A 17,262-nucleotide genomic window follows, 5' to 3' on the forward strand; every position below is an offset into this window, starting at 1 on the left:
GGAAGCCGCACCATGTCGATCGACGTCAACAACGAATCCGGAACCGAGGTCGACGAGCAGGCGATCCTCGACATCGCCCGCTACGCCCTCGCACGGATGCGCATCCACCCGCTCTCCGAGCTCTCGGTGATCGTCGTGGACGAGGACGCCATGGAGCAGCTCCACATCCAGTGGATGGACCTGCCGGGACCGACGGACGTCATGTCCTTCCCCATGGACGAACTGCGCCCGCCGGCCAAGGACGAGGAGGAGCCCCCGCAGGGCCTCCTCGGCGACATCGTGCTCTGCCCCGAGGTCGCCACCAAGCAGGGCAAGGAAGCGCCCACGGAGCACTCCATGGACGAGGAGCTGCAGCTGCTCACGGTCCATGGAGTGCTGCACCTCCTTGGGTACGACCACGAGGAGCCCGACGAGAAGGCCGAGATGTTCGGCCTCCAGGCGGCCATCGTCGACGGCTGGCGCGGGGAGAACGGCCTGACCGGCCCCTCTCCGGCGCCCACGGTCTCGTAGGCCCATGAGTTTCCAGCTGATCGCGGGCGCCGTCGCCCTGGTCGTCGTCGCCTGGCTCGCCGCCTGTGCCGAGGCGGGCATCGCCCGCACCTCCAGCTTCCGGGCGGAGGAGGCGGTCCGCTCCGGGCGGCGCGGCAGCGCCAAGCTCGCGCAGGTCGCCGCCGACCCCACCCGCTATCTGAACGTGGCGCTGCTCGTGCGCGTGGCGTGCGAGATGGCGGCCGCCTCCCTGGTGACGTACGCCTGCCTGAACGAATTCGCCAAGACATGGCAGGCGCTGGCCGTCGCCATCGCGGTGATGGTCCTCGTGTCGTACGTGGCGGTGGGCGTCTCGCCGCGCACCATCGGCCGCCAGCACCCGCTCAACACGGCCACCGCCGCCGCGTACGTCCTGCTGCCGCTGGCCCGCGTCATGGGCCCGATCCCGCCGCTCCTGATCCTCATCGGCAACGCGCTCACGCCCGGCAAGGGCTTCAGGCGCGGCCCGTTCGCCTCCGAGGCCGAGCTGCGCGCGATGGTCGACCTCGCGGAGAAGGAATCCCTCATCGAGGACGACGAGCGCCGCATGGTGCACTCCGTCTTCGAGCTCGGCGACACCCTCGTGCGCGAAGTCATGGTGCCCCGGACGGACTTGGTCGCCATCGAGCGCTTCAAGACCATCCGGCAGGCGCTCACGCTCGCCCTGCGCTCGGGCTTCTCCCGCATCCCCGTGACCGGGGAGAGCGAGGACGACGTCGTCGGCATGGTCTACCTCAAGGACCTGGCCCGCAAGACGCACATCAACCGCGACAGCGAGTCGGACCTGGTGTCGACGGCCATGCGCCCGGCGACGTTCGTGCCCGACACGAAGAACGCGGGCGACCTCCTGCGCGAGATGCAGCAGGAGCGCAACCACGTCGCCGTCGTCATCGACGAGTACGGCGGCACGGCCGGCATCGTCACCATCGAGGACATCCTCGAGGAGATCGTCGGCGAGATCACCGACGAGTACGACCGCGAGCTGCCGCCCGTCGAGGAACTCGACGACGGCTGTTACCGCGTCACCGCACGCCTCGACATCGGCGACCTCGGCGAGCTCTTCGGACTCGACGAGTTCGACGACGAGGACGTCGAGACGGTCGGCGGTCTGCTCGCCAAGGCGCTCGGCCGGGTGCCGATCGCAGACGCCTCCGCGCTCGTGCCGCTGCCGGACGGCCGTGAGCTGCGGCTCACCGCGGAATCCGCGGCCGGGCGGCGGAACAAGATCGTGACGGTACTCGTGGAGCCGCTCGCCCCTGCGGGCGCGGAGAAGGAGACCTCGGGGTGACACCGCAGGAGCTGCGCACGTTCTGCCTGTCGTTCAACGACGCGGTGGAGGAGTTCCCGTTCAGCCCCGAGATCTCGGTGTTCAAGGTCGCGGGCAAGATGTTCGCGCTGAGTTTCCTGGACGCCCAGCCGCTGACCGTGAACCTGAAGTGCGAGCCCGACATGGCGGTCCAACTGCGGGAAACCCACCCGGAGATCGTGCCCGGGTGGCACATGAACAAGCGGCACTGGAACACCGTGACCGTCGACGCGAAGCTCCCGGACCAGCAGGTCCGGGAGCTCATCGAGGACTCGTACGACCTGGTCGTCGCCGGACTCCCGAAGGCGCAGCGCCTGCGGCTCGACCGGCCCTAGGCGGTACGCCGCACCCGTAGGCCCGTGGCCACCAGGGCCGCCGTCACCAGCAGGACCGCCGCGTCGATCAGAAGCACCGTCCGCGTCCCCGCCAGGAGATCCGTGTTCGTGGTCGCCAGGACGCCCAGAAGCGGGATGCCGACCGTGATGCCCACCTGCTGGGTGGACGTCACCAGGCCCGTGGCCAGGCCCTGCTCCTCGTCCGGGACACCCGAGGTGACGGTCACGCCGTACGAGATGATCGCGCCCAGGTGGAACATGCTCGCCACCGAGACACCCGCCGTGGCGAGCCACACCGACCAGGTGCCCTCGTCGATGCCGAGCAGCGTCGCGATGAACAGGCCCTGGCCGAGCAGCGAGACGACGAGCGTGCGGCGCGCCCCGAAGCGGCTGATGACCTTGGGCGCGTAGATCCCGGCGACCACCGAGAGCACCCCCTGCACGCCGAAGACGAGACCTGTCCGGAAGGCGGAGAGCTCCAGCACCTCCTGCAGATACAGGGTGAGGGTGAAGACGACCGCCGACATCATCGAGAAGGTGACGAGGCCGCCCAGGTTGCCCCACGCCACCGTCCTGCGCCCCAGCATCGGCAGCGAGACGAGCGGGGACGCGGCACGCGACTCGACGTAACCGAAAGCGGCGAGCAGCAGCACACCCGCGACGAGCGCGACGATGACGTCCGTGCCGCCGAAGCCGCGCTCGGCGGCCGTGGAGAGCGCGTAGATCAGGGCGAGCAGGCCACCGGTGACGGTGACCGCGCCGGGGATGTCGAGGCGCGGGCGGTCCGGGGTGCGGGACTCGGGCAGGAGGCCCGGCGCAAGCGGCAGCACGATCAGCACGAAGAGGGTCAGCAGGCCCATCGTGGAGCGCCAGCCGAGCGTGTCGGTGAGTACGCCGCCCAGGACCATGCCGATCGTGAAGCCGAGCGAGAGCAGTGTGCCGGATATCCCCAGGGCCCGGTCACGCTGCGGGCCTTCGGGGAACGTGGTCGTCAGCAGCGACATGCCGGTCGGCACGATGGCCGCCGCGCCCACGCCCTGCAGTGCCCGCCCGGCGAGGAAGGACGCCGGGCCCCAGGCGAAGGTGGCCAGGAGCGAGGCGAGGCCGAAGAGCGCGAGGCCGCCGACGAACAGCTTGCGGCGGCCGAACAGGTCACCGGTGCGGCCGAAGAGGAGCAGGAAGCCGCCGGAGGGAAGGGCGAACGCGGTCACCGCCCACTGCAGCGCGGACTGGCTCATGCCCAGGTCGGCGCCGAGCACGGGCAGCGCCACGTTCAGCACGGAGAAGTCGAGCGCGACCATGAACTGGGCGGCGCAGAGCACGAAGAGGACGAGTCTGTCGCGGGAGGAGAGCCTGGGGGCTGGAGGGGCGGGGACCGTGGTGGACGGGGGAGCGGTGGTGGTGTCGATCGCCATGGCAATGAGCTTCGGGCGTCCGGAGTACCCGTGGGGAGCGGGAACTTATGCTGGTGGTCGCAACACCAGGCAGGGGGGAGCCGCGGATGGCGGGGACGAACGAGGTGGCCGCGGTGCGGCCCCAGGACGAGGCCAAGGCACGGCGGCTCGGCGAGCTGCGCGAGTTCTTGAGGAGCCGCCGCGCCCGGGTCAGCCCCGCGGAGGCCGGCCTCCCGGACGGCGGCGCTCGGCGGCGTACGCCGGGTCTGCGCCGCGAGGAGGTCGCCGTGCTCGCCGGGGTCGGCGCGTCCTGGTACCAGTGGCTCGAGCAGGGGCGCGACATCTCCGTGTCGCCGCAGGTCCTGGACTCCGTGGGACGCGTCCTGAAGCTGTCGAGCACCGAGCGGCGGCATCTTTACGTGCTGGCCGGGCTGAATCCGCCCGCGCCCGAGGTCGAGCAGGCCGACCGGGGCATGTGTGAGGGGCTGCAGCGGCTCATCGACACATGGATGCCGTACCCGGCGCACATCATGGACCGCTACTACAACTGCGTCCTCTACAACGACGCCGCCGGGATGGTCTTCGGGATGCGGCCCGAGATCACCCAGAACTGCCTCGTGGACTTCTTCACCGACCCCATCTACCGCTCCCGCAGCGTGAGTTGGCGGACGAACGCGGAGAACGTCGTCGCGCAGTTCCGTGCCTCCTGCTCGGAGTCCCCGGACGACGAGGGGTTCCAGGCGGTCCTCGCCGAGCTGCGGGAGACGGCGGGCGAGGAGTTCACCGAGCTGTGGGAGCGGCGGGACGTGCGGCCTGCGGGGCAGGTGCACAAGGAGCTCACGCATCCGGTGGTGGGGGCGTTGCACGTCGAGTCGACGGCCCTGCGGGTGCCGGCGCGGCCCGATCTCACGATCGTGCTGCACACTCCGTTGGGGGAGGCGGAGACTGCGGCGAAGCTGGAGTGGCTGGCTTCGCCGGAGGGGCGGCGGGGGTCGATGTACCCGGTGGCCGGGTAGGGCCCTGTTTCTTTGTCCTCCGTACGCCTCCGTATGCTCGGATCATGACCGAGAGTGCTGCGCTTGACGCTGAGGACCGGAAGATCGTTACGCTGGCTCGTTCGGCGCGGGCGCGGAATGGGGTGGCCGAGGGGGCCGCTGTGCGGGACGAGACGGGGCGGACGTATGTCGCCGGGACGGTTTCGCTTCCCTCGCTGTCGCTTTCCGCCTTGCGTACCGCTGTGGCGATGGCTGTCGCCTCCGGGGCGGAGTCCCTTGAGGCGGCGGCGGTCGTCTCCTCCTCGGAGGAGCTTTCCGCCGATGACCTTTCCGCTGTGGCGGACCTTGGCGGGGCCGGGACGCCGGTTTTCCTGGCGGGGCCTGATGGGGAGGTCCGGGTGCGGGCTCAGGCGAACTGAGTCTTTCCCCAACCCCGCCCCTTCCCGAAAACCCGCTCTGGCGCGGGGGCCTTGGTTGCCGTCATCACCGGCTCCGCCGAGTTCGTCCTCAAACGCCGGACGGGCTGGATCTTTCAGCCGTCCGGCGTTTGAGGACCGGGGGTCTGGGGGCGGAGCCCCCTGCGCGGCGGAGCCGCCAATGGATACAGCGGGAAGGGGCGGGGTTGGGGAAATTACACCGCGTCCGGGCCCCGTTCCCCCGTGCGGACCCGTACCACCGTTTCCACCGGTACCGCCCACACCTTCCCGTCGCCGATCTTGCCCGTGGCCGCCGCGCGGACGATGCCGTCGATCACGGCCTCCGCGTCCGCGTCGTCGACCACGATCTCCACCCGTACCTTCGGGACCAGGTCCACCTGGTACTCCGCGCCCCGGTACACCTCCGTGTGGCCCCGCTGGCGGCCGTAGCCGCTTGCTTCTGTGACGGTGAGGCCCTGGATGCCCAGTTCCTGAAGCGCGGTCTTCACCTCGTCCAGGCGGAACGGCTTGATGACCGCGGTGATGAGCTTCATCGGACGGTGCTCCCCTTCATCGGGCTGACCAGGACGCCGTGATCGTAGGCCGTCTCCGCGTGGTGCGTCTGGTCCAGGCCCGTCTGCTCGTCCTCCGCCGACGCCCTGAAGCCCATGAGCTTGTCGATCGCCCTGCCGATGCCGTACGTCACCGAGAACGTGTACGCCGCCACCGCGAGCACCGCCACCGTCTGCTTGCCCAACTGGGCGAGCCCGCCCCCGTAGAAGAGGCCCTCCGCTCCCTCCGTCATCGTGGCCGTCGCGAACAGGCCGATCAGGAGCGTGCCGACCACGCCGCCGACCAGGTGGACGCCCACCACGTCGAGCGAGTCGTCGTAGTCGAGGCGGAACTTCCACGCCACGGCGTACGAGCAGACCACCCCGGCCGCGAGACCGACCACCGCGGCACCGAGCACCCCGACGCCCCCGCACGCGGGGGTGATGGCGACCAGGCCCGCCACCGCGCCCGACGCCGCGCCGAAGGTGGTGGGGTGGCCGTCGCGTCGCTGCTCCACGAAGAGCCAGCCGAGCAGGCCCGTGCAGCCGGCCAGGAGGGTGTTCAGGAGGGAGGCCGCCGCGAGGCCGTTCGCGCCGAGCGCCGAGCCGCCGTTGAAGCCGAGCCAGCCGAACCAGAGCAGGCCCGCGCCCATCAGGACCATCGGCAGGTTGTGCGGACGCATCGCGTCCTTCTTGAAGCCGATGCGCGGGCCGATGACCAGGACGAGCGCCAGGCCGGAGGCGCCGGAGGCGATCTCGACGACCAGGCCGCCCGCGAAGTCCAGCGCGCCGAGGGACGAGGAGATCCAGCCGTCCGGTCCCCACACCCAGTGCGCCACGGGAACGTATACGAGCAGCGCCCACACCGGCACGAAGACCAGCCAGGCCGCGAACTTCGTGCGGTCCGCGATCGCACCGCTGATCAGTGCCGTGGTGAGGATCGCGAAGGTCAGCTGGAACGTGGTGAAGAGGAGGGTGGGGACCGTCCCGGTGAGGGTCTGCGGGCCGATGCCCACCAGGCCGAGGTGGTCGACGCCGCCGATCAGGCCCGCGAACGCGTCATCGCCGAACGCGAGCGAGTAGCCGGCCAGCAGCCACACCACCGTGACCAGGGCGATCGAGACGAAGGACATCAGGAGCATGTTGAGGACGCTCTTCGTGCGGACCATGCCGCCGTAGAAGAGCGCGAGGCCCGGTGTCATGAGCAGGACGAGTGCGGTGGCCGCGAGCAGCCAGGCCGTGTCGCCGGTGTCGGGGCCCTCGGCCGCGGCCAGGGTGGTGAGGGAGTGCGCGTACTGCACGGACTGCACGGGGAATCTCTCCTCCGGGTGGGGGCAGAGGGAGAGCGTCACCGCCCCGCGTTTCGGAACGGGCACCCGGGCGTTTCCGGCGTGTTTCGTGTTGCGCGAGGGTTTCCGGACGCTCACGAACGGCCTGTCGGTGCCCGATCAGGGGTCCGGGAGCGCCTCGGGGTGCTGCGGCCCTCCGGCGATCAGGGAGAATGGGCGCCATGAGCGTTCGTACCGAGTCATCCGAGCCGTCCGAGGCCACCCATCGCGCCGGTTTCGCCTGCTTCGTGGGCCGCCCCAACGCGGGCAAGTCCACCCTCACGAATGCTCTGGTCGGCCAGAAGGTGGCGATCACCGCGAACCAGCCGCAGACCACGCGGCACACGGTCCGCGGCATCGTGCACCGGCCCGACGCCCAGCTGATCCTGGTGGACACCCCCGGGCTCCACAAGCCGCGCACGCTGCTCGGCGAGCGGCTCAACGACGTCGTGCGGACCACGTGGGCCGAGGTCGACGTCATCGGCTTCTGTCTGCCCGCGAACGAGAAGCTCGGCCCCGGTGACCGGTTCATCGCCAAGGAACTGGCCGGCATCAAGAAGACGCCGAAGATCGCGGTCGTGACGAAGACCGACCTCGTCGACAGCAAGACGCTCGCCGAGCAGCTCATCGCCATCGACCAGCTCGGCAAGGAGCTGGGCTTCGAGTGGGCGCAGATCGTGCCGGTCTCGGCGGTCGGCGACAAGCAGGTCCAGCTGCTCGCTGACCTGATCGTCCCGATGCTCCCGAAGAGCCCGCCGCTCTACCCCGAGGGTGACCTCACGGACGAGCCCGAGCAGGTCATGGTCGCCGAGCTGATCCGCGAGGCCGCGCTTGAAGGTGTGCGGGACGAGCTGCCGCACTCCATCGCCGTCGTGGTGGAGGAGATGCTGCCGCGCCAGGACCGGCCCGCGGACAAGCCGATGCTCGACATCCACGCGAACGTCTACATCGAGCGCCCCAGCCAGAAGGGCATCATCATCGGCCCGAAGGGCAAGCGCCTCAAGGAGGTCGGGATCAAGTCCCGCCAGCAGATCGAGGCGCTCCTGGGCACCCCGGTCTTCCTTGACCTGCACGTGAAGGTCGCCAAGGACTGGCAGCGCGACCCGAAGCAGCTCCGCAAGCTCGGCTTCTGACAGTCGGCACGCTGCTTGTTCCACTTACTCCACGCCCCTGATCCGGGTCACCAGCAGCGCCCCCGCCAAGCCGATCCCCGCCGCCATCAGATACAGCACCCGGTAGCCCCCCAAGTGCGTCACGAGTGGGGCTGCCAGGGCGGGGGCCGCTACCTGGGGGAGGGAGTTGGCGATGTTGATGACGCCCATGTCCTTGCCGCGGTCCATGGCCTTCGGCAGGACGTCCGTCATCAGGGCGAAGTCCACCGACGTGAAGACGCCGAAGCCCACGCCGAGCACCGCCGCCGCGACGATCGCGCCCGGCCAGGTCTGCCAGCCGGACAGCAGGGCCGTCGCCACCGCCATCAGGACGCCGGACCAGAGCACGAACGGTTTGCGGCGGCCCACGCGGTCCGACCAGACGCCGCCCACGACCACGGTCGCGAGCAGCGTCACGCCGTTGACCGCGGTGAGGATCAGGACGCCCTCGTCCGGGTCGGAGTAGTGCAGGCGGTCCCGCAGGTAGTAGAGGAGATAGAGCAGGACCAGGGCGTTGCTGAGGTTGATCAGGAAGCGGGTCAGCCAGGCCCACCCCAGGTCCGGGTAGCGGCGCGGGCTCAGCCAGAAGGCGCGGGCGAACGAGCGCCACGCGAACGGTGGCCTGTCCCGCGGCGCGAGGCGCAGGTCCCGGTGGCGCAGGACGTACGGGAGCACGCCCGCCAGCGTGAACACCGCGCACGCCGCGTACCCCGCGCCCACACCCCCGGCAGCCGTCGCCAGGCCCGTGCCCACGACCACGCCCAGGATCTGCGCCGCCCCCAGCCAGCCGCCCACCGCGCCCCGCTGGAGCCGCGGCACCCTGTCCGGCACGGCTGCCGTGACGGCGGCGAACGCGGCGTTCAGGGTGAGCTGGACCAGGCACCAGCCCGCCGCCATCCACCACACGGACCCGGCGGCCGAGAGCAGCAGGAGCGCCGCCGCGCCGCCCGCCGTGCCCGCCACGATCCACGGGGTACGCCGCCCGAAGCGCGACACGGTGCGGTCCGAGAGCGCCCCGAAGAGCGGGTTCGAGGCGAGGGACACCACGGCCCCCGCGCCCGCGACCCACGCGAGGACCGTCTCCTTGGAGGTGCCGGCCGGGGCCAGATCCTCCGCCTGCACGGCGAGCAGGATCTGCAGCGGGCCGTACCAGCCCACCCAGATCGCACCGTTGGCGAGCGACAGGGATGCCGTCCAGCCGCGGCCGACCCGGTCGACCGGCTCCCGCAGCGCGTCGGCCGTCATGCCCGTTGGGCCCGCAGCGTCTCGCGCAGCCACGCGTACGACGCCTTCGGGGTGCGCTCCAGGGTCGTGTGGTCGACGTGGACGAGACCGAAGCGCTGACGGTAGCCCTCCGCCCACTCGAAGTTGTCCATCAGGGACCAGACGAAGTAGCCGCGTACGTCCACTCCCTCCTCCAACGCCCGGTGCAGTGCCCGCAGATGGCCGTCGAGGTAGTCGATCCGGCGTTGGTCGTCGATGCCCTCGTACGAGCAGCCGTTCTCGGTGATCACCAACGGGGGCAGGCGGTCGCCGTACCGGTCGCGGAAGCCGGTGAGCAGTTCGGTGAGCGACTCCGGTACCACCGGCCAGCCGAAGTCCGTCACCGGGCGGCCCTCGATCTGCCGTGGCGAGAAGGGGAGTTCGGGCGGCAGGGTGAGGCCGGAGAACTCAGTCGGCGCCGCCGTTGCCGACGCCGGGAGCGGGGCGCCCACCTTGGTCGGCTGGTAGAAGTTGATCCCGTACCAGTCGACGGGCTCGGCGATGACCTTCAGGTCGGCCTCGATGTCACCGCCGCCCTGCATCAACTCCGCGATGCCGTCCGGGTATCGGCCCAGGATGAGCGGGTCCGCGAACAGGCGGTTGAGGAGGACGTCGTAGAAGTCCGCCGCCTGGGTGTCCTCGGCCGAGGACGACGCCGGCCAGGTGGGGCCGTGCGAGTTGGCGATGCCGATGTCCGTGACGCCCGCCGCGCGCAGCGCCCGTACGGCGAGACCGTGGGCGAGGAGCTGGTGGTGCGCCACCGGCAGCGCGTCGAACATGAGCTGCTGCCCGGGTGCGTGCTGGCCGAGCGCGTGACCGAGGAGGGTGTGCTCGGCGGGTTCGTTCAGGGTGATCCACTTCTTGGCGCGGTCGCCGATGCGCCCGGCCACCACCGCCGCGTACTCGGCGAAACGCTCGGCCGTGTCGCGCCGCAGCCAGCCGCCCTCATCGGCGAGGGCAAGCGGTGTGTCCCAGTGGAAGAGCGTGGGGACGGGGCTGACGCCCGCCGCGCACAGCTCGTCGACGAGGCGGTCGTAGAAGTCCAGGCCCGCGGCGCTCACCTCGCCAGCCCCGCTCGGCAGGACGCGCGGCCACGACACCGAGAAGCGGTAGGCGTCCGCGCCCAACTCGCGTATGAGCGCGACGTCTTCGCGGTAGCGGTGGTAATGGTCGCAGGCGACGGCGGCCGTCGTGCCGTCCTTCACCCGGCCCGGCACCGCCGTGAACGCGTCCCAGACCGAGGGGCCGCGTTCGTCGACGGCGCCCTCGATCTGGTGAGCCGAAGTGGACACGCCCCACACGAAGTCGCGGGGGAACTGAGGGAGTGGTTCGCGCGCATCGCTCGCTGCCATGGCCGCGATCTTCCGTACGGCCGCGTACGGAAGTCAATGGGCGTGCCTCAGAAAAGGTGAACACTTCTCACGTCTTGCGCGTTCTCCCGATTACGCCCCCTCCTTGAGGACGCGCGTGATCAGCTTGCGCTGTGGATCGGTCAGGCGGGGATCCGAGCAGTACACCGTGTGTCCGTCCACGGTGAGCTGGTAACTGAAGCCGTCCGGCACCCCTATCGGTGGCGTGCTCCGGCCCTCTGCCACGGCCTCTTCGGCCAGGGCCTGCCACTCGTGGGCATCGGGCAGACCCGAGGTGTCGACCTCGGCGTGCCGCTCGATGCCCGCGAATCCTCCCGTGCGCTTCACCTGGATACGCATGGAACCTGTCTACTCCATGGGGAGGTCGGTCGGTAGGCGGTCGGTGGGCGGGTCAGTTGGTGGGCACGCCGACCTGGGACCACGCCTTCACCACGGCGCCGTGCTCCTCGCCCTCGCCGTACTTGGCGCGCGCCGCGGCCACGGTCAGCTTCGCGAAGTCCGCGAAGGACGCGTCCTGGGCCAGCTCGCCGCCGGTCAGGACCGCGTACCAGATCTGTCCGGCCCGCTCCCACGCGTTGCCGCCGAGCGCCTCGGCCAGCAGGTAGAAGGCGTGGTTGGGGATGCCGGAGTTGATGTGCACGCCGCCGTTGTCGCGGCCCGTGCGGACGTAGTGGTCCATGTCGGCGGGCTGCGGGTCCTTGCCGAGCACGTCGTCGTCGTACGCCGTGCCCGGGGCCTTCATGGAGCGCAGCGCCTTGCCGGTCACGCGCGGGGCGAGCAGCCCGGCGCCGATCAGCCAGTCGGCCTCGGCGGCGGTCTGGCCGAGCGTGTACTGCTTGATCAGCGAGCCGAAGACGTCCGCGAAGGACTCGTTCAGGGCACCCGGCTGACCGAAGTACGTGAGGTTCGCCGTGTACTGGACCACGCCGTGCGTCAGCTCGTGGCCGATGACGTCCACCGGAATGGTGAAGTCGAGGAAGATCTCGCCGTCACCGTCGCCGAACACCATCTGCTCGCCGTTCCAGAAGGCGTTCCCGTACTTCTCGCCGTAGTGGACCGTCGCGTTCAGCGGCAGACCGCTGCCGTCGATGGAGTTGCGCTGGTACGTCTTGAGGAACAGCTCGAAGGTCGCGCCGAGGCCCGCGTACGCGCGGTTGACGGTCGCGTCCTTGCCGGGCTTCTCGCCCTCGCCGCGGGTCTTGCGGCCCGGCAGCTCGGTCTTGTGCCGGGCGTCGTAGATCGTGCGGTGCGGTTTGCTCTCCGCGGCTTCCTTGGGCAGTGAGACGGAGGGGGCGCCGATGACCGTGGTCAGACGGCGGTGGGTGCGCTCGATGGAGTCCCGTTCCAGGGTGCGGCGGGCGGGACCGGCGAGCGTGGCGTCGTCACTCTGGGCCAGAGTGTCGAGCACGTGGGGCGGAATGATGGTGCAGAAGACAGGCTCGAAGCCTGGGTTGGCGGTCATGGCGGCAATGTGGCACTGGGTCATGCCGCTGTCACTACCTGCAACCATGATTAATGAAATAGAGGTATTGATCACCTCATACCCGTTACCTGGCGGCGATCCCGCATACTGATACGCACCCGCGCACACAGCGCGGCTCGGCTAGGCTGCGGAGCATCATGCGTTACGGGCTGCTTCTCCTTAGCTGCCGCGGCGAGGGCCTGTAGTCGAGGCCGACCCCCTCCCCGCGGAGTTCGGTGTTGCTCGCGAAGCGACCGTCGGCCGTCCTTAAGGACACTCCCGAGGAGCCCCCGCATCATGGCGATCAAGCCCAATCTGCAGCGCGCCACTTCCATGCCGATCCACAAGTACGGGCAGTACGACCAGGTCGACATCCCCGACCGCACGTGGCCCGACAACCGGATCACGGTCGCTCCCCGCTGGCTCTCCACGGACCTGCGTGACGGCAATCAAGCGCTGATCGACCCGATGTCCCCCGCGCGCAAGCGCGAGATGTTCGACCTGCTGGTCCGCATGGGCTACAAGGAGATCGAGGTCGGCTTCCCCTCCTCCGGGCAGACCGACTTCGACTTCGTGCGGTCGATCATCGAGGACGGCGCGATCCCGGACGACGTCACCATCTCCGTGCTGACGCAGGCCCGCGAGGAGCTCATCTCCCGCACGGTCGAGTCGCTGGTCGGCGCCAAGCGCGCCACCGTCCACCTCTACAACGCGACCGCGCCCGTCTGGCGCGAGGTTGTCTTCCGTGGCTCTAAGGACGCGGTCAAGCAGATCGCCGTCGACGGCACGCGCCTCGTCATGGAGTACGCGGAGAAGCTGCTGGGCCCCGAGACGGTCTTCGGCTACCAGTACAGCCCCGAGATCTTCACCGACACCGAGCTGGACTTCGCCCTGGAGGTCTGCGAGGCCGTCTGCGACGTATGGCAGCCCGAAGAGGGCCGCGAGATCATCCTGAACCTGCCCGCCACGGTCGAGCGCTCGACGCCCTCCACCCACGCGGACCGCTTCGAGTGGATGTCCCGCAACCTGACCCGCCGCGAGCACGTCTGCCTGTCCGTCCACCCGCACAACGACCGCGGCACCGCCGTCGCCGCCGCCGAACTGGCCATCATGGCCGGCGCCGACCGCATCGAGGGCTGCCTGTTCGGGCAGGGCGAGCGCACCGGCAACGTCGACCTGGTCACGCTGGGCATGAACCTGTTCTCGCAGGGCGTGGACCCGCAGATCGACTTCTCCGACATCGACGAGATCCGCCGCACCGCCGAGTACTGCAACCAGATGGAGGTGCACCCGCGCCACCCGTACGCAGGTGACCTCGTCTACACCGCCTTCTCCGGCTCCCACCAGGACGCCATCAAGAAGGGCTTCGAGGCCATGGGCGTCCGGGCCGAGCAGCAGGGCAAGACCGTCGACGACATCGAGTGGGCCGTCCCGTACCTGCCCATCGACCCCAAGGACGTCGGCCGTTCGTACGAGGCCGTCATCCGCGTCAACTCGCAGTCCGGCAAGGGCGGCATCGCCTACGTCCTGCAGAACGACCACAAGCTGGACCTGCCGCGCCGCATGCAGGTCGAGTTCTCGAAGATCATCCAGACGAAGACCGACTCCGAGGGCGGCGAGGTCACGCCGGACGCGATCTGGGGCATCTTCCAGGACGAGTACCTGCCCAACCCCGAGAACCCCTGGGGACGCATCCAGGTCAAGAACGGCCAGACCACCACCGACAAGGACGGCACGGACACGCTGACCGTCGAGGCGACGGTCGACGGCGCCGACACCGTCCTGACCGGCACCGGCAACGGTCCGATCTCGGCCTTCTTCAACGCGCTGCAGGGCATCGGCATCGACGTACGCCTCCTGGACTACCAGGAGCACACGATGAGCGAAGGAGCCTCCGCGCAGGCCGCGTCGTACATCGAATGCGCCATCGGTGACAAGGTCCTGTGGGGTATCGGCATCGACCCCAATACGACACGTGCCTCGCTGAAGGCCGCGGTCTCCGCGGTGAACCGCGCCGCGCGCTGACGCCTTCCGGCCGCCGGGCAGGCCGAAAATGAGCCTGCCCGGCGATCGTCTACCGGCCATCTCTCGCACAGGGTGCTGACGCCACATCAACAATGTGGCTAACATCACGCCCAACGCGGCAATGTTGCCGGGGCGTTACGGAGGTGCGCGGTGCAGCCAGATCGGGGACGAAACGGCCGGGAATCCCGTATCTTCGCCGCGCCCGTTTCCCGCGGGCGAGTCCTGCGCAGGCGCGTGATCGGCGTGCACACGGCCTGGACCACGGTCGGGGACGGCGAGTTCTTCTGCCCCGGCTGCGGCGGCGACCGCAACTACCAGCGCCGCACGGGCAAACGCCGCTTCGTCCTGCTCGGTGTGCCGGTCCTGCCGCGCGGCGCCGCGGGCCCCATCGTCGAGTGCGCCGCCTGCGGCGACCACTTCGGCACGGACGTTCTCGGCCATCCCACCACCACACGTCTCTCGGCCATGGTGCGCGAGGCCGTGCACACCGTCGTCCTCGCCGTCCTCGCCGCGGGCGGCACCTCCTCGCGCACGACGCTCGACGCGGCCGTCGGCGCGCTGCGCGGGGCCGGCTTCGACGACTGCCGCGATGAACAGCTCGTCGCGCTCGTCGACGCGCTCGCCGCCGACACCGGACGGGCCACCGTCCCGGACTGCGGGCCCGGCCTGGCCATAGAACTCCACGAGGCGCTCGGCCCGTTGGCCCCGCACCTGGCCCCGGCCGGACGCGAGGCGCTGCTGCTCCAGGGCGCGCGGATCGCCCTCGCCGACGGCCCGTACACCCCCGCCGAGCGCGAGGTGCTCGCCACCGCGGGCGGCGCGCTGACCATCGGCGCGGACGAGGTGACGCGGCTGATGGTCGCGGCGCGGACGACGCACTTCTGACCTCAGGGGTGTAGAAGCGCTACTCCCCAGGGAGTACTGCGGCCCGGATGTCTCCCCGCGCCGTACTCCCCAACTCGCCCTCGCGCCCGACGGATCGCATCGCTCCCTCCGGAAGGGTTGGCACCGAACCTGCCAACCTGCCGGAAGGAGGCCCGTCATGCGGGCCGAACAGACCACCTCACGCCGGCGTCGAGCCGTGCCCTGGGGGCTCCTGGGGCTGTGGATCGCCGTCCTCGCGCTCGCCGGGCCCTTCGCCTCGAAACTGGCCGACACCCAGCAGGACCGCGCTGTCGACTACCTCCCCGCAAGCGCCGACTCCACCCACGTCGCCGAGCTCCAGGCCCAGTTGCCCGGCGGCGAGGCCACGGAACTCGTGCTCGTCTACCACCGTGCCAACGGTCTGACCGCCGCCGACCGCGAGACCGCGGCCGCCCAGGTCGCCGAGATCGGCCGGGACCACAAGCTGACCGGCACCCCGCGCGCCGTACCGTCCAAGGACGGCACCACGCTGATGTACCCGGTGGCGAGCAACGAACCAGGCCAGGACGAGAAGGCCAGGGACGCGCTCGTCGACGACGTACGCGAAGTCGCCGAGGGCAAGGCCGGGTTGAGCGTCGACGTGGGTGGCCCGGGGGCCCTCACCACCGATGCGGGCAAGGTCTACAACTCGCTCGGCGGGCCGCTGCTCTACACCACCGCCGCAGTGGTCGCGCTGCTCCTGATCCTCATCTACCGCAGCCCGTTCCTGTGGCTCGTGCCGCTCGCCGTGGCGGGCATGGCCGACTACCTGGCGATGGGCGTCGCGTACGGGCTGCACGAGGGCTTCGGGACGTCCGTCACCGGCCAGAGCAGCGGCGTGATGACGATCCTCGTCTTCGGCGCGGGGACCGACTACGCCCTGCTCATCGTCGCCCGCTACCGCGAGGAGCTGCGCAGGATCGAACGCCCCTACGACGCGATGGTGGCCGCGCTGAAGGGATGCGGTCCCGCCGTGCTCGCCTCGTCGGGGACGGTCGCGCTCGGCCTGTTCTGCCTGCTCGCCGCCGACCTCAACAGCAGCCGGGGCATGGGCCCACTGGGCACGGTCGGCGTGCTGTGCGCGCTCCTCGCGATGCTGACGCTGCTGCCCGCGCTCCTGGTCCTCCTCGGACGGCGCGTGTTCTGGCCGCTCGTGCCCACCTTCGGCAGCGAGCCCAAGAAGCGCCGCAGTCTCTTCTCCATGATGGGAAGCTCCGCGGGGCGCAGGCCCCGCACCGTGCTCCTGGGCGGCGCCGTGCTGCTCGGCGCGCTCGCCCTGGGGGCGTTCAGCCTGCCGGGTGCGCTGAAGCAGGAGGACTCCTTCACCAAGACACCCGACTCCGTCACCGCGATGGAGACCCTCGCGAAGGCCTACCCCGAACAGGGCACCCGGCCCCTCACCGTGATGGCCCCCGAGGACCGTGCCGCCGCGGCCCTGTCCGCCGTCAAGGACACGAAGGGCGTGGAGAGCGCGCGGCAGGGGCGCTCGGGGAAGGGCTGGACGGAGATCTCCGTGATCGCGAGGGCCGCGCCCGAGTCGGCGGCCGAGACGGCGACGATCAAGGCGCTGCGGGCCGGCCTCGACGGCTCGTACGTGGGCGGTGCCAGCGCCCAGCAGCTCGACCTGAAGGAGACGAACGACCGCGACACGATGATCATCGTGCCGCTTGTCCTCGCGGCGGTGCTGCTGATCCTGGTCGTGCTGCTCCGGTCACTCGTCGCGCCGTTGCTGCTCCTCGCCGCCGTGGTCGCGGTGTGGGGGGCCTCGCTGGGCATCGCGGGCCTCGTCTTCGAGCCGCTCCTGGGCTTCGAGGGCACCGACCCGGGACTCGGGCTGCTGTCCTTCGTCTTCCTCGTCGCCCTGGGCGTCGACTACGGCATCTTCCTGATGCACCGCATGCGGGAGGAGTCCCTCGCCGGGGCGGAGCCGAGGGAGGCCGCGCTCACCGCGCTGCGGACGACGGGCGGCGTCATCGCGTCGGCGGGTCTGGTGCTCGCGGCGACGTTCGCGGTCCTCACCAGCATGCCGCTGGTGCAACTGGTCGAGCTCGGCTTCGTGATCGCGGTCGGCGTGCTGCTCGACACGTTCCTGGTACGGACGTACCTGGTGACGAGCGCGAGCGTGGCGCTGGGGCGCAAGGTGTGGTGGCCGGGCAAGCTGTCGCGGCCCGCGACCGCCACCGACCCGGTCCCGGAAGCGGAGCCCCAACGGGTGCCTGCCTCCTGACCGTCGGC

16 protein-coding genes are annotated in these 17,262 nt (G+C 70.4%); 9 read left to right on the forward strand and 7 right to left on the reverse strand.

All coding sequences use genetic code 11. The features are described 5' to 3' along the window. Nucleotides 1-12: 12 nt before the first annotated feature. The 3 genes from ybeY to AB0M70_RS06875 are packed head-to-tail and all read left to right on the forward strand — an operon-like array spanning nucleotide 13 to nucleotide 2,169. Entirely contained in the window at nucleotides 13-510 is a 498-nt protein-coding gene (gene ybeY / locus AB0M70_RS06865; RefSeq protein WP_365817103.1) for an rRNA maturation RNase YbeY, read from the forward strand. A 4-nt stretch (nucleotides 511-514) separates the two neighbouring features. Beyond that, the gene (locus tag AB0M70_RS06870; protein ID WP_365817105.1) at nucleotides 515-1,816 is read left to right on the forward strand and encodes a hemolysin family protein; all 1,302 of its coding nucleotides are present in this window, start codon (nucleotides 515-517) and stop codon (nucleotides 1,814-1,816) included. Then, nucleotides 1,813-2,169 carry an MmcQ/YjbR family DNA-binding protein gene (locus tag AB0M70_RS06875; RefSeq protein WP_365817107.1) on the forward strand — a complete coding sequence of 119 codons (357 nt, stop codon included), beginning with the start codon at nucleotides 1,813-1,815 and terminating at the stop codon, nucleotides 2,167-2,169. Before AB0M70_RS06870 ends, AB0M70_RS06875 begins: the two co-directional genes overlap by 4 nt. Here AB0M70_RS06875 and AB0M70_RS06880 read toward each other — a convergent pair. Beyond that, nucleotides 2,166-3,584 (reverse strand): MFS transporter, encoded by a 1,419-nt coding sequence (locus AB0M70_RS06880; RefSeq protein WP_365817109.1) that lies wholly within the window; start codon nucleotides 3,582-3,584, stop codon nucleotides 2,166-2,168. The two genes, AB0M70_RS06875 and AB0M70_RS06880, sit on opposite strands and share 4 nt — an antisense overlap. 86 nt (nucleotides 3,585-3,670) lie before the next feature. On the opposite strand from AB0M70_RS06880, the gene AB0M70_RS06885 reads away from it, so the two are divergent. Next, nucleotides 3,671-4,579: a helix-turn-helix transcriptional regulator gene (locus tag AB0M70_RS06885; RefSeq protein WP_365817111.1), complete on the forward strand. Its 909-nt coding sequence runs from the start codon at nucleotides 3,671-3,673 to the stop codon at nucleotides 4,577-4,579. A 44-nt stretch (nucleotides 4,580-4,623) separates the two neighbouring features. After that, nucleotides 4,624-4,977 carry a cytidine deaminase gene (locus AB0M70_RS06890; protein WP_365817113.1) on the forward strand — a complete coding sequence of 118 codons (354 nt, stop codon included), beginning with the start codon at nucleotides 4,624-4,626 and terminating at the stop codon, nucleotides 4,975-4,977. Between the two features lie 212 nt (nucleotides 4,978-5,189). Here the strand turns inward: AB0M70_RS06890 and AB0M70_RS06895 are convergent, their stop codons facing one another. Then, nucleotides 5,190-5,528, reverse strand: coding sequence for a P-II family nitrogen regulator (locus AB0M70_RS06895; RefSeq protein WP_365817115.1), 339 nt, complete (start codon nucleotides 5,526-5,528; stop codon nucleotides 5,190-5,192). Next, nucleotides 5,525-6,835 (reverse strand): ammonium transporter, encoded by a 1,311-nt coding sequence (locus AB0M70_RS06900; RefSeq protein ID WP_365817117.1) that lies wholly within the window; start codon nucleotides 6,833-6,835, stop codon nucleotides 5,525-5,527. The genes AB0M70_RS06895 and AB0M70_RS06900 overlap by 4 nt, the downstream gene beginning before the upstream one ends. 191 nt (nucleotides 6,836-7,026) lie before the next feature. On the opposite strand from AB0M70_RS06900, the gene era reads away from it, so the two are divergent. Next, on the forward strand, nucleotides 7,027-7,986 hold the full coding sequence (gene era / locus AB0M70_RS06905; protein WP_363208624.1) for a GTPase Era: 960 nt from the start codon (nucleotides 7,027-7,029) through the stop codon (nucleotides 7,984-7,986). A gap of 24 nt (nucleotides 7,987-8,010) precedes the next feature. Here the strand turns inward: era and AB0M70_RS06910 are convergent, their stop codons facing one another. The 4 genes from AB0M70_RS06910 to AB0M70_RS06925 form a co-directional block, all read right to left on the reverse strand. Further along, nucleotides 8,011-9,249 carry an MFS transporter gene (locus AB0M70_RS06910; protein ID WP_365817594.1) on the reverse strand — a complete coding sequence of 413 codons (1,239 nt, stop codon included), beginning with the start codon at nucleotides 9,247-9,249 and terminating at the stop codon, nucleotides 8,011-8,013. Further along, nucleotides 9,246-10,619, reverse strand: coding sequence for a GH1 family beta-glucosidase (locus AB0M70_RS06915; protein WP_365817119.1), 1,374 nt, complete (start codon nucleotides 10,617-10,619; stop codon nucleotides 9,246-9,248). Before AB0M70_RS06915 ends, AB0M70_RS06910 begins: the two co-directional genes overlap by 4 nt. Nucleotides 10,620-10,709: 90 nt before the next feature. Beyond that, on the reverse strand, nucleotides 10,710-10,976 hold the full coding sequence (locus tag AB0M70_RS06920) for a protealysin inhibitor emfourin (RefSeq protein ID WP_365817121.1): 267 nt from the start codon (nucleotides 10,974-10,976) through the stop codon (nucleotides 10,710-10,712). Between the two features lie 52 nt (nucleotides 10,977-11,028). Further along, nucleotides 11,029-12,099, reverse strand: a complete 1,071-nt coding sequence (locus AB0M70_RS06925) for a M4 family metallopeptidase (protein WP_365817123.1) — start codon at nucleotides 12,097-12,099, stop codon at nucleotides 11,029-11,031. A 297-nt stretch (nucleotides 12,100-12,396) separates the two neighbouring features. On the opposite strand from AB0M70_RS06925, the gene leuA reads away from it, so the two are divergent. The 3 genes from leuA (at nucleotide 12,397) to AB0M70_RS06940 (ending at nucleotide 17,254) form a co-directional block, all read left to right on the forward strand. Continuing rightward, nucleotides 12,397-14,124: a 2-isopropylmalate synthase gene (gene leuA / locus AB0M70_RS06930; RefSeq protein WP_365817125.1), complete on the forward strand. Its 1,728-nt coding sequence runs from the start codon at nucleotides 12,397-12,399 to the stop codon at nucleotides 14,122-14,124. 189 nt (nucleotides 14,125-14,313) lie between these two features. Continuing rightward, complete coding sequence (locus AB0M70_RS06935; protein WP_365817596.1) at nucleotides 14,314-15,009, forward strand: TerB family tellurite resistance protein; 696 nt, start codon at nucleotides 14,314-14,316, stop codon at nucleotides 15,007-15,009. Between the two features lie 157 nt (nucleotides 15,010-15,166). Then, a complete protein-coding gene (locus AB0M70_RS06940) occupies nucleotides 15,167-17,254 on the forward strand; it encodes an MMPL family transporter (RefSeq protein WP_365817127.1) in 2,088 nt (695 codons plus the stop codon). Nucleotides 17,255-17,262: the final 8 nt, after the last annotated feature.

It is taken from the genome of Streptomyces sp. NPDC051214 (genome assembly GCF_040682375.1).
Lineage (GTDB): Bacteria > Actinomycetota > Actinomycetes > Streptomycetales > Streptomycetaceae > Streptomyces.

Bases quoted from the DNA above. Each gene is read 5' to 3' on its own strand.
- AB0M70_RS06890 (WP_365817113.1), top strand. From the start codon at position 4,624: ATGACCGAGAGTGCTGCGCTTGACGCTGAGGACCGGAAGATCGTTACG.
- era (WP_363208624.1), top strand. From the start codon at position 7,027: ATGGGCGCCATGAGCGTTCGTACCGAGTCATCCGAGCCGTCCGAGGCC.
- AB0M70_RS06895 (WP_365817115.1), bottom strand. From the start codon at position 5,528: ATGAAGCTCATCACCGCGGTCATCAAGCCGTTCCGCCTGGACGAGGTG.
- leuA (WP_365817125.1), top strand. From the start codon at position 12,397: ATGGCGATCAAGCCCAATCTGCAGCGCGCCACTTCCATGCCGATCCAC.
- AB0M70_RS06925 (WP_365817123.1), bottom strand. From the start codon at position 12,099: ATGACCGCCAACCCAGGCTTCGAGCCTGTCTTCTGCACCATCATTCCG.
- AB0M70_RS06920 (WP_365817121.1), bottom strand. From the start codon at position 10,976: ATGCGTATCCAGGTGAAGCGCACGGGAGGATTCGCGGGCATCGAGCGG.
- AB0M70_RS06885 (WP_365817111.1), top strand. From the start codon at position 3,671: ATGGCGGGGACGAACGAGGTGGCCGCGGTGCGGCCCCAGGACGAGGCC.
- AB0M70_RS06880 (WP_365817109.1), bottom strand. From the start codon at position 3,584: ATGGCGATCGACACCACCACCGCTCCCCCGTCCACCACGGTCCCCGCC.
- AB0M70_RS06910 (WP_365817594.1), bottom strand. From the start codon at position 9,249: ATGACGGCCGACGCGCTGCGGGAGCCGGTCGACCGGGTCGGCCGCGGC.
- AB0M70_RS06940 (WP_365817127.1), top strand. From the start codon at position 15,167: ATGCGGGCCGAACAGACCACCTCACGCCGGCGTCGAGCCGTGCCCTGG.
- AB0M70_RS06915 (WP_365817119.1), bottom strand. From the start codon at position 10,619: ATGGCAGCGAGCGATGCGCGCGAACCACTCCCTCAGTTCCCCCGCGAC.
- ybeY (WP_365817103.1), top strand. From the start codon at position 13: ATGTCGATCGACGTCAACAACGAATCCGGAACCGAGGTCGACGAGCAG.
- AB0M70_RS06870 (WP_365817105.1), top strand. From the start codon at position 515: ATGAGTTTCCAGCTGATCGCGGGCGCCGTCGCCCTGGTCGTCGTCGCC.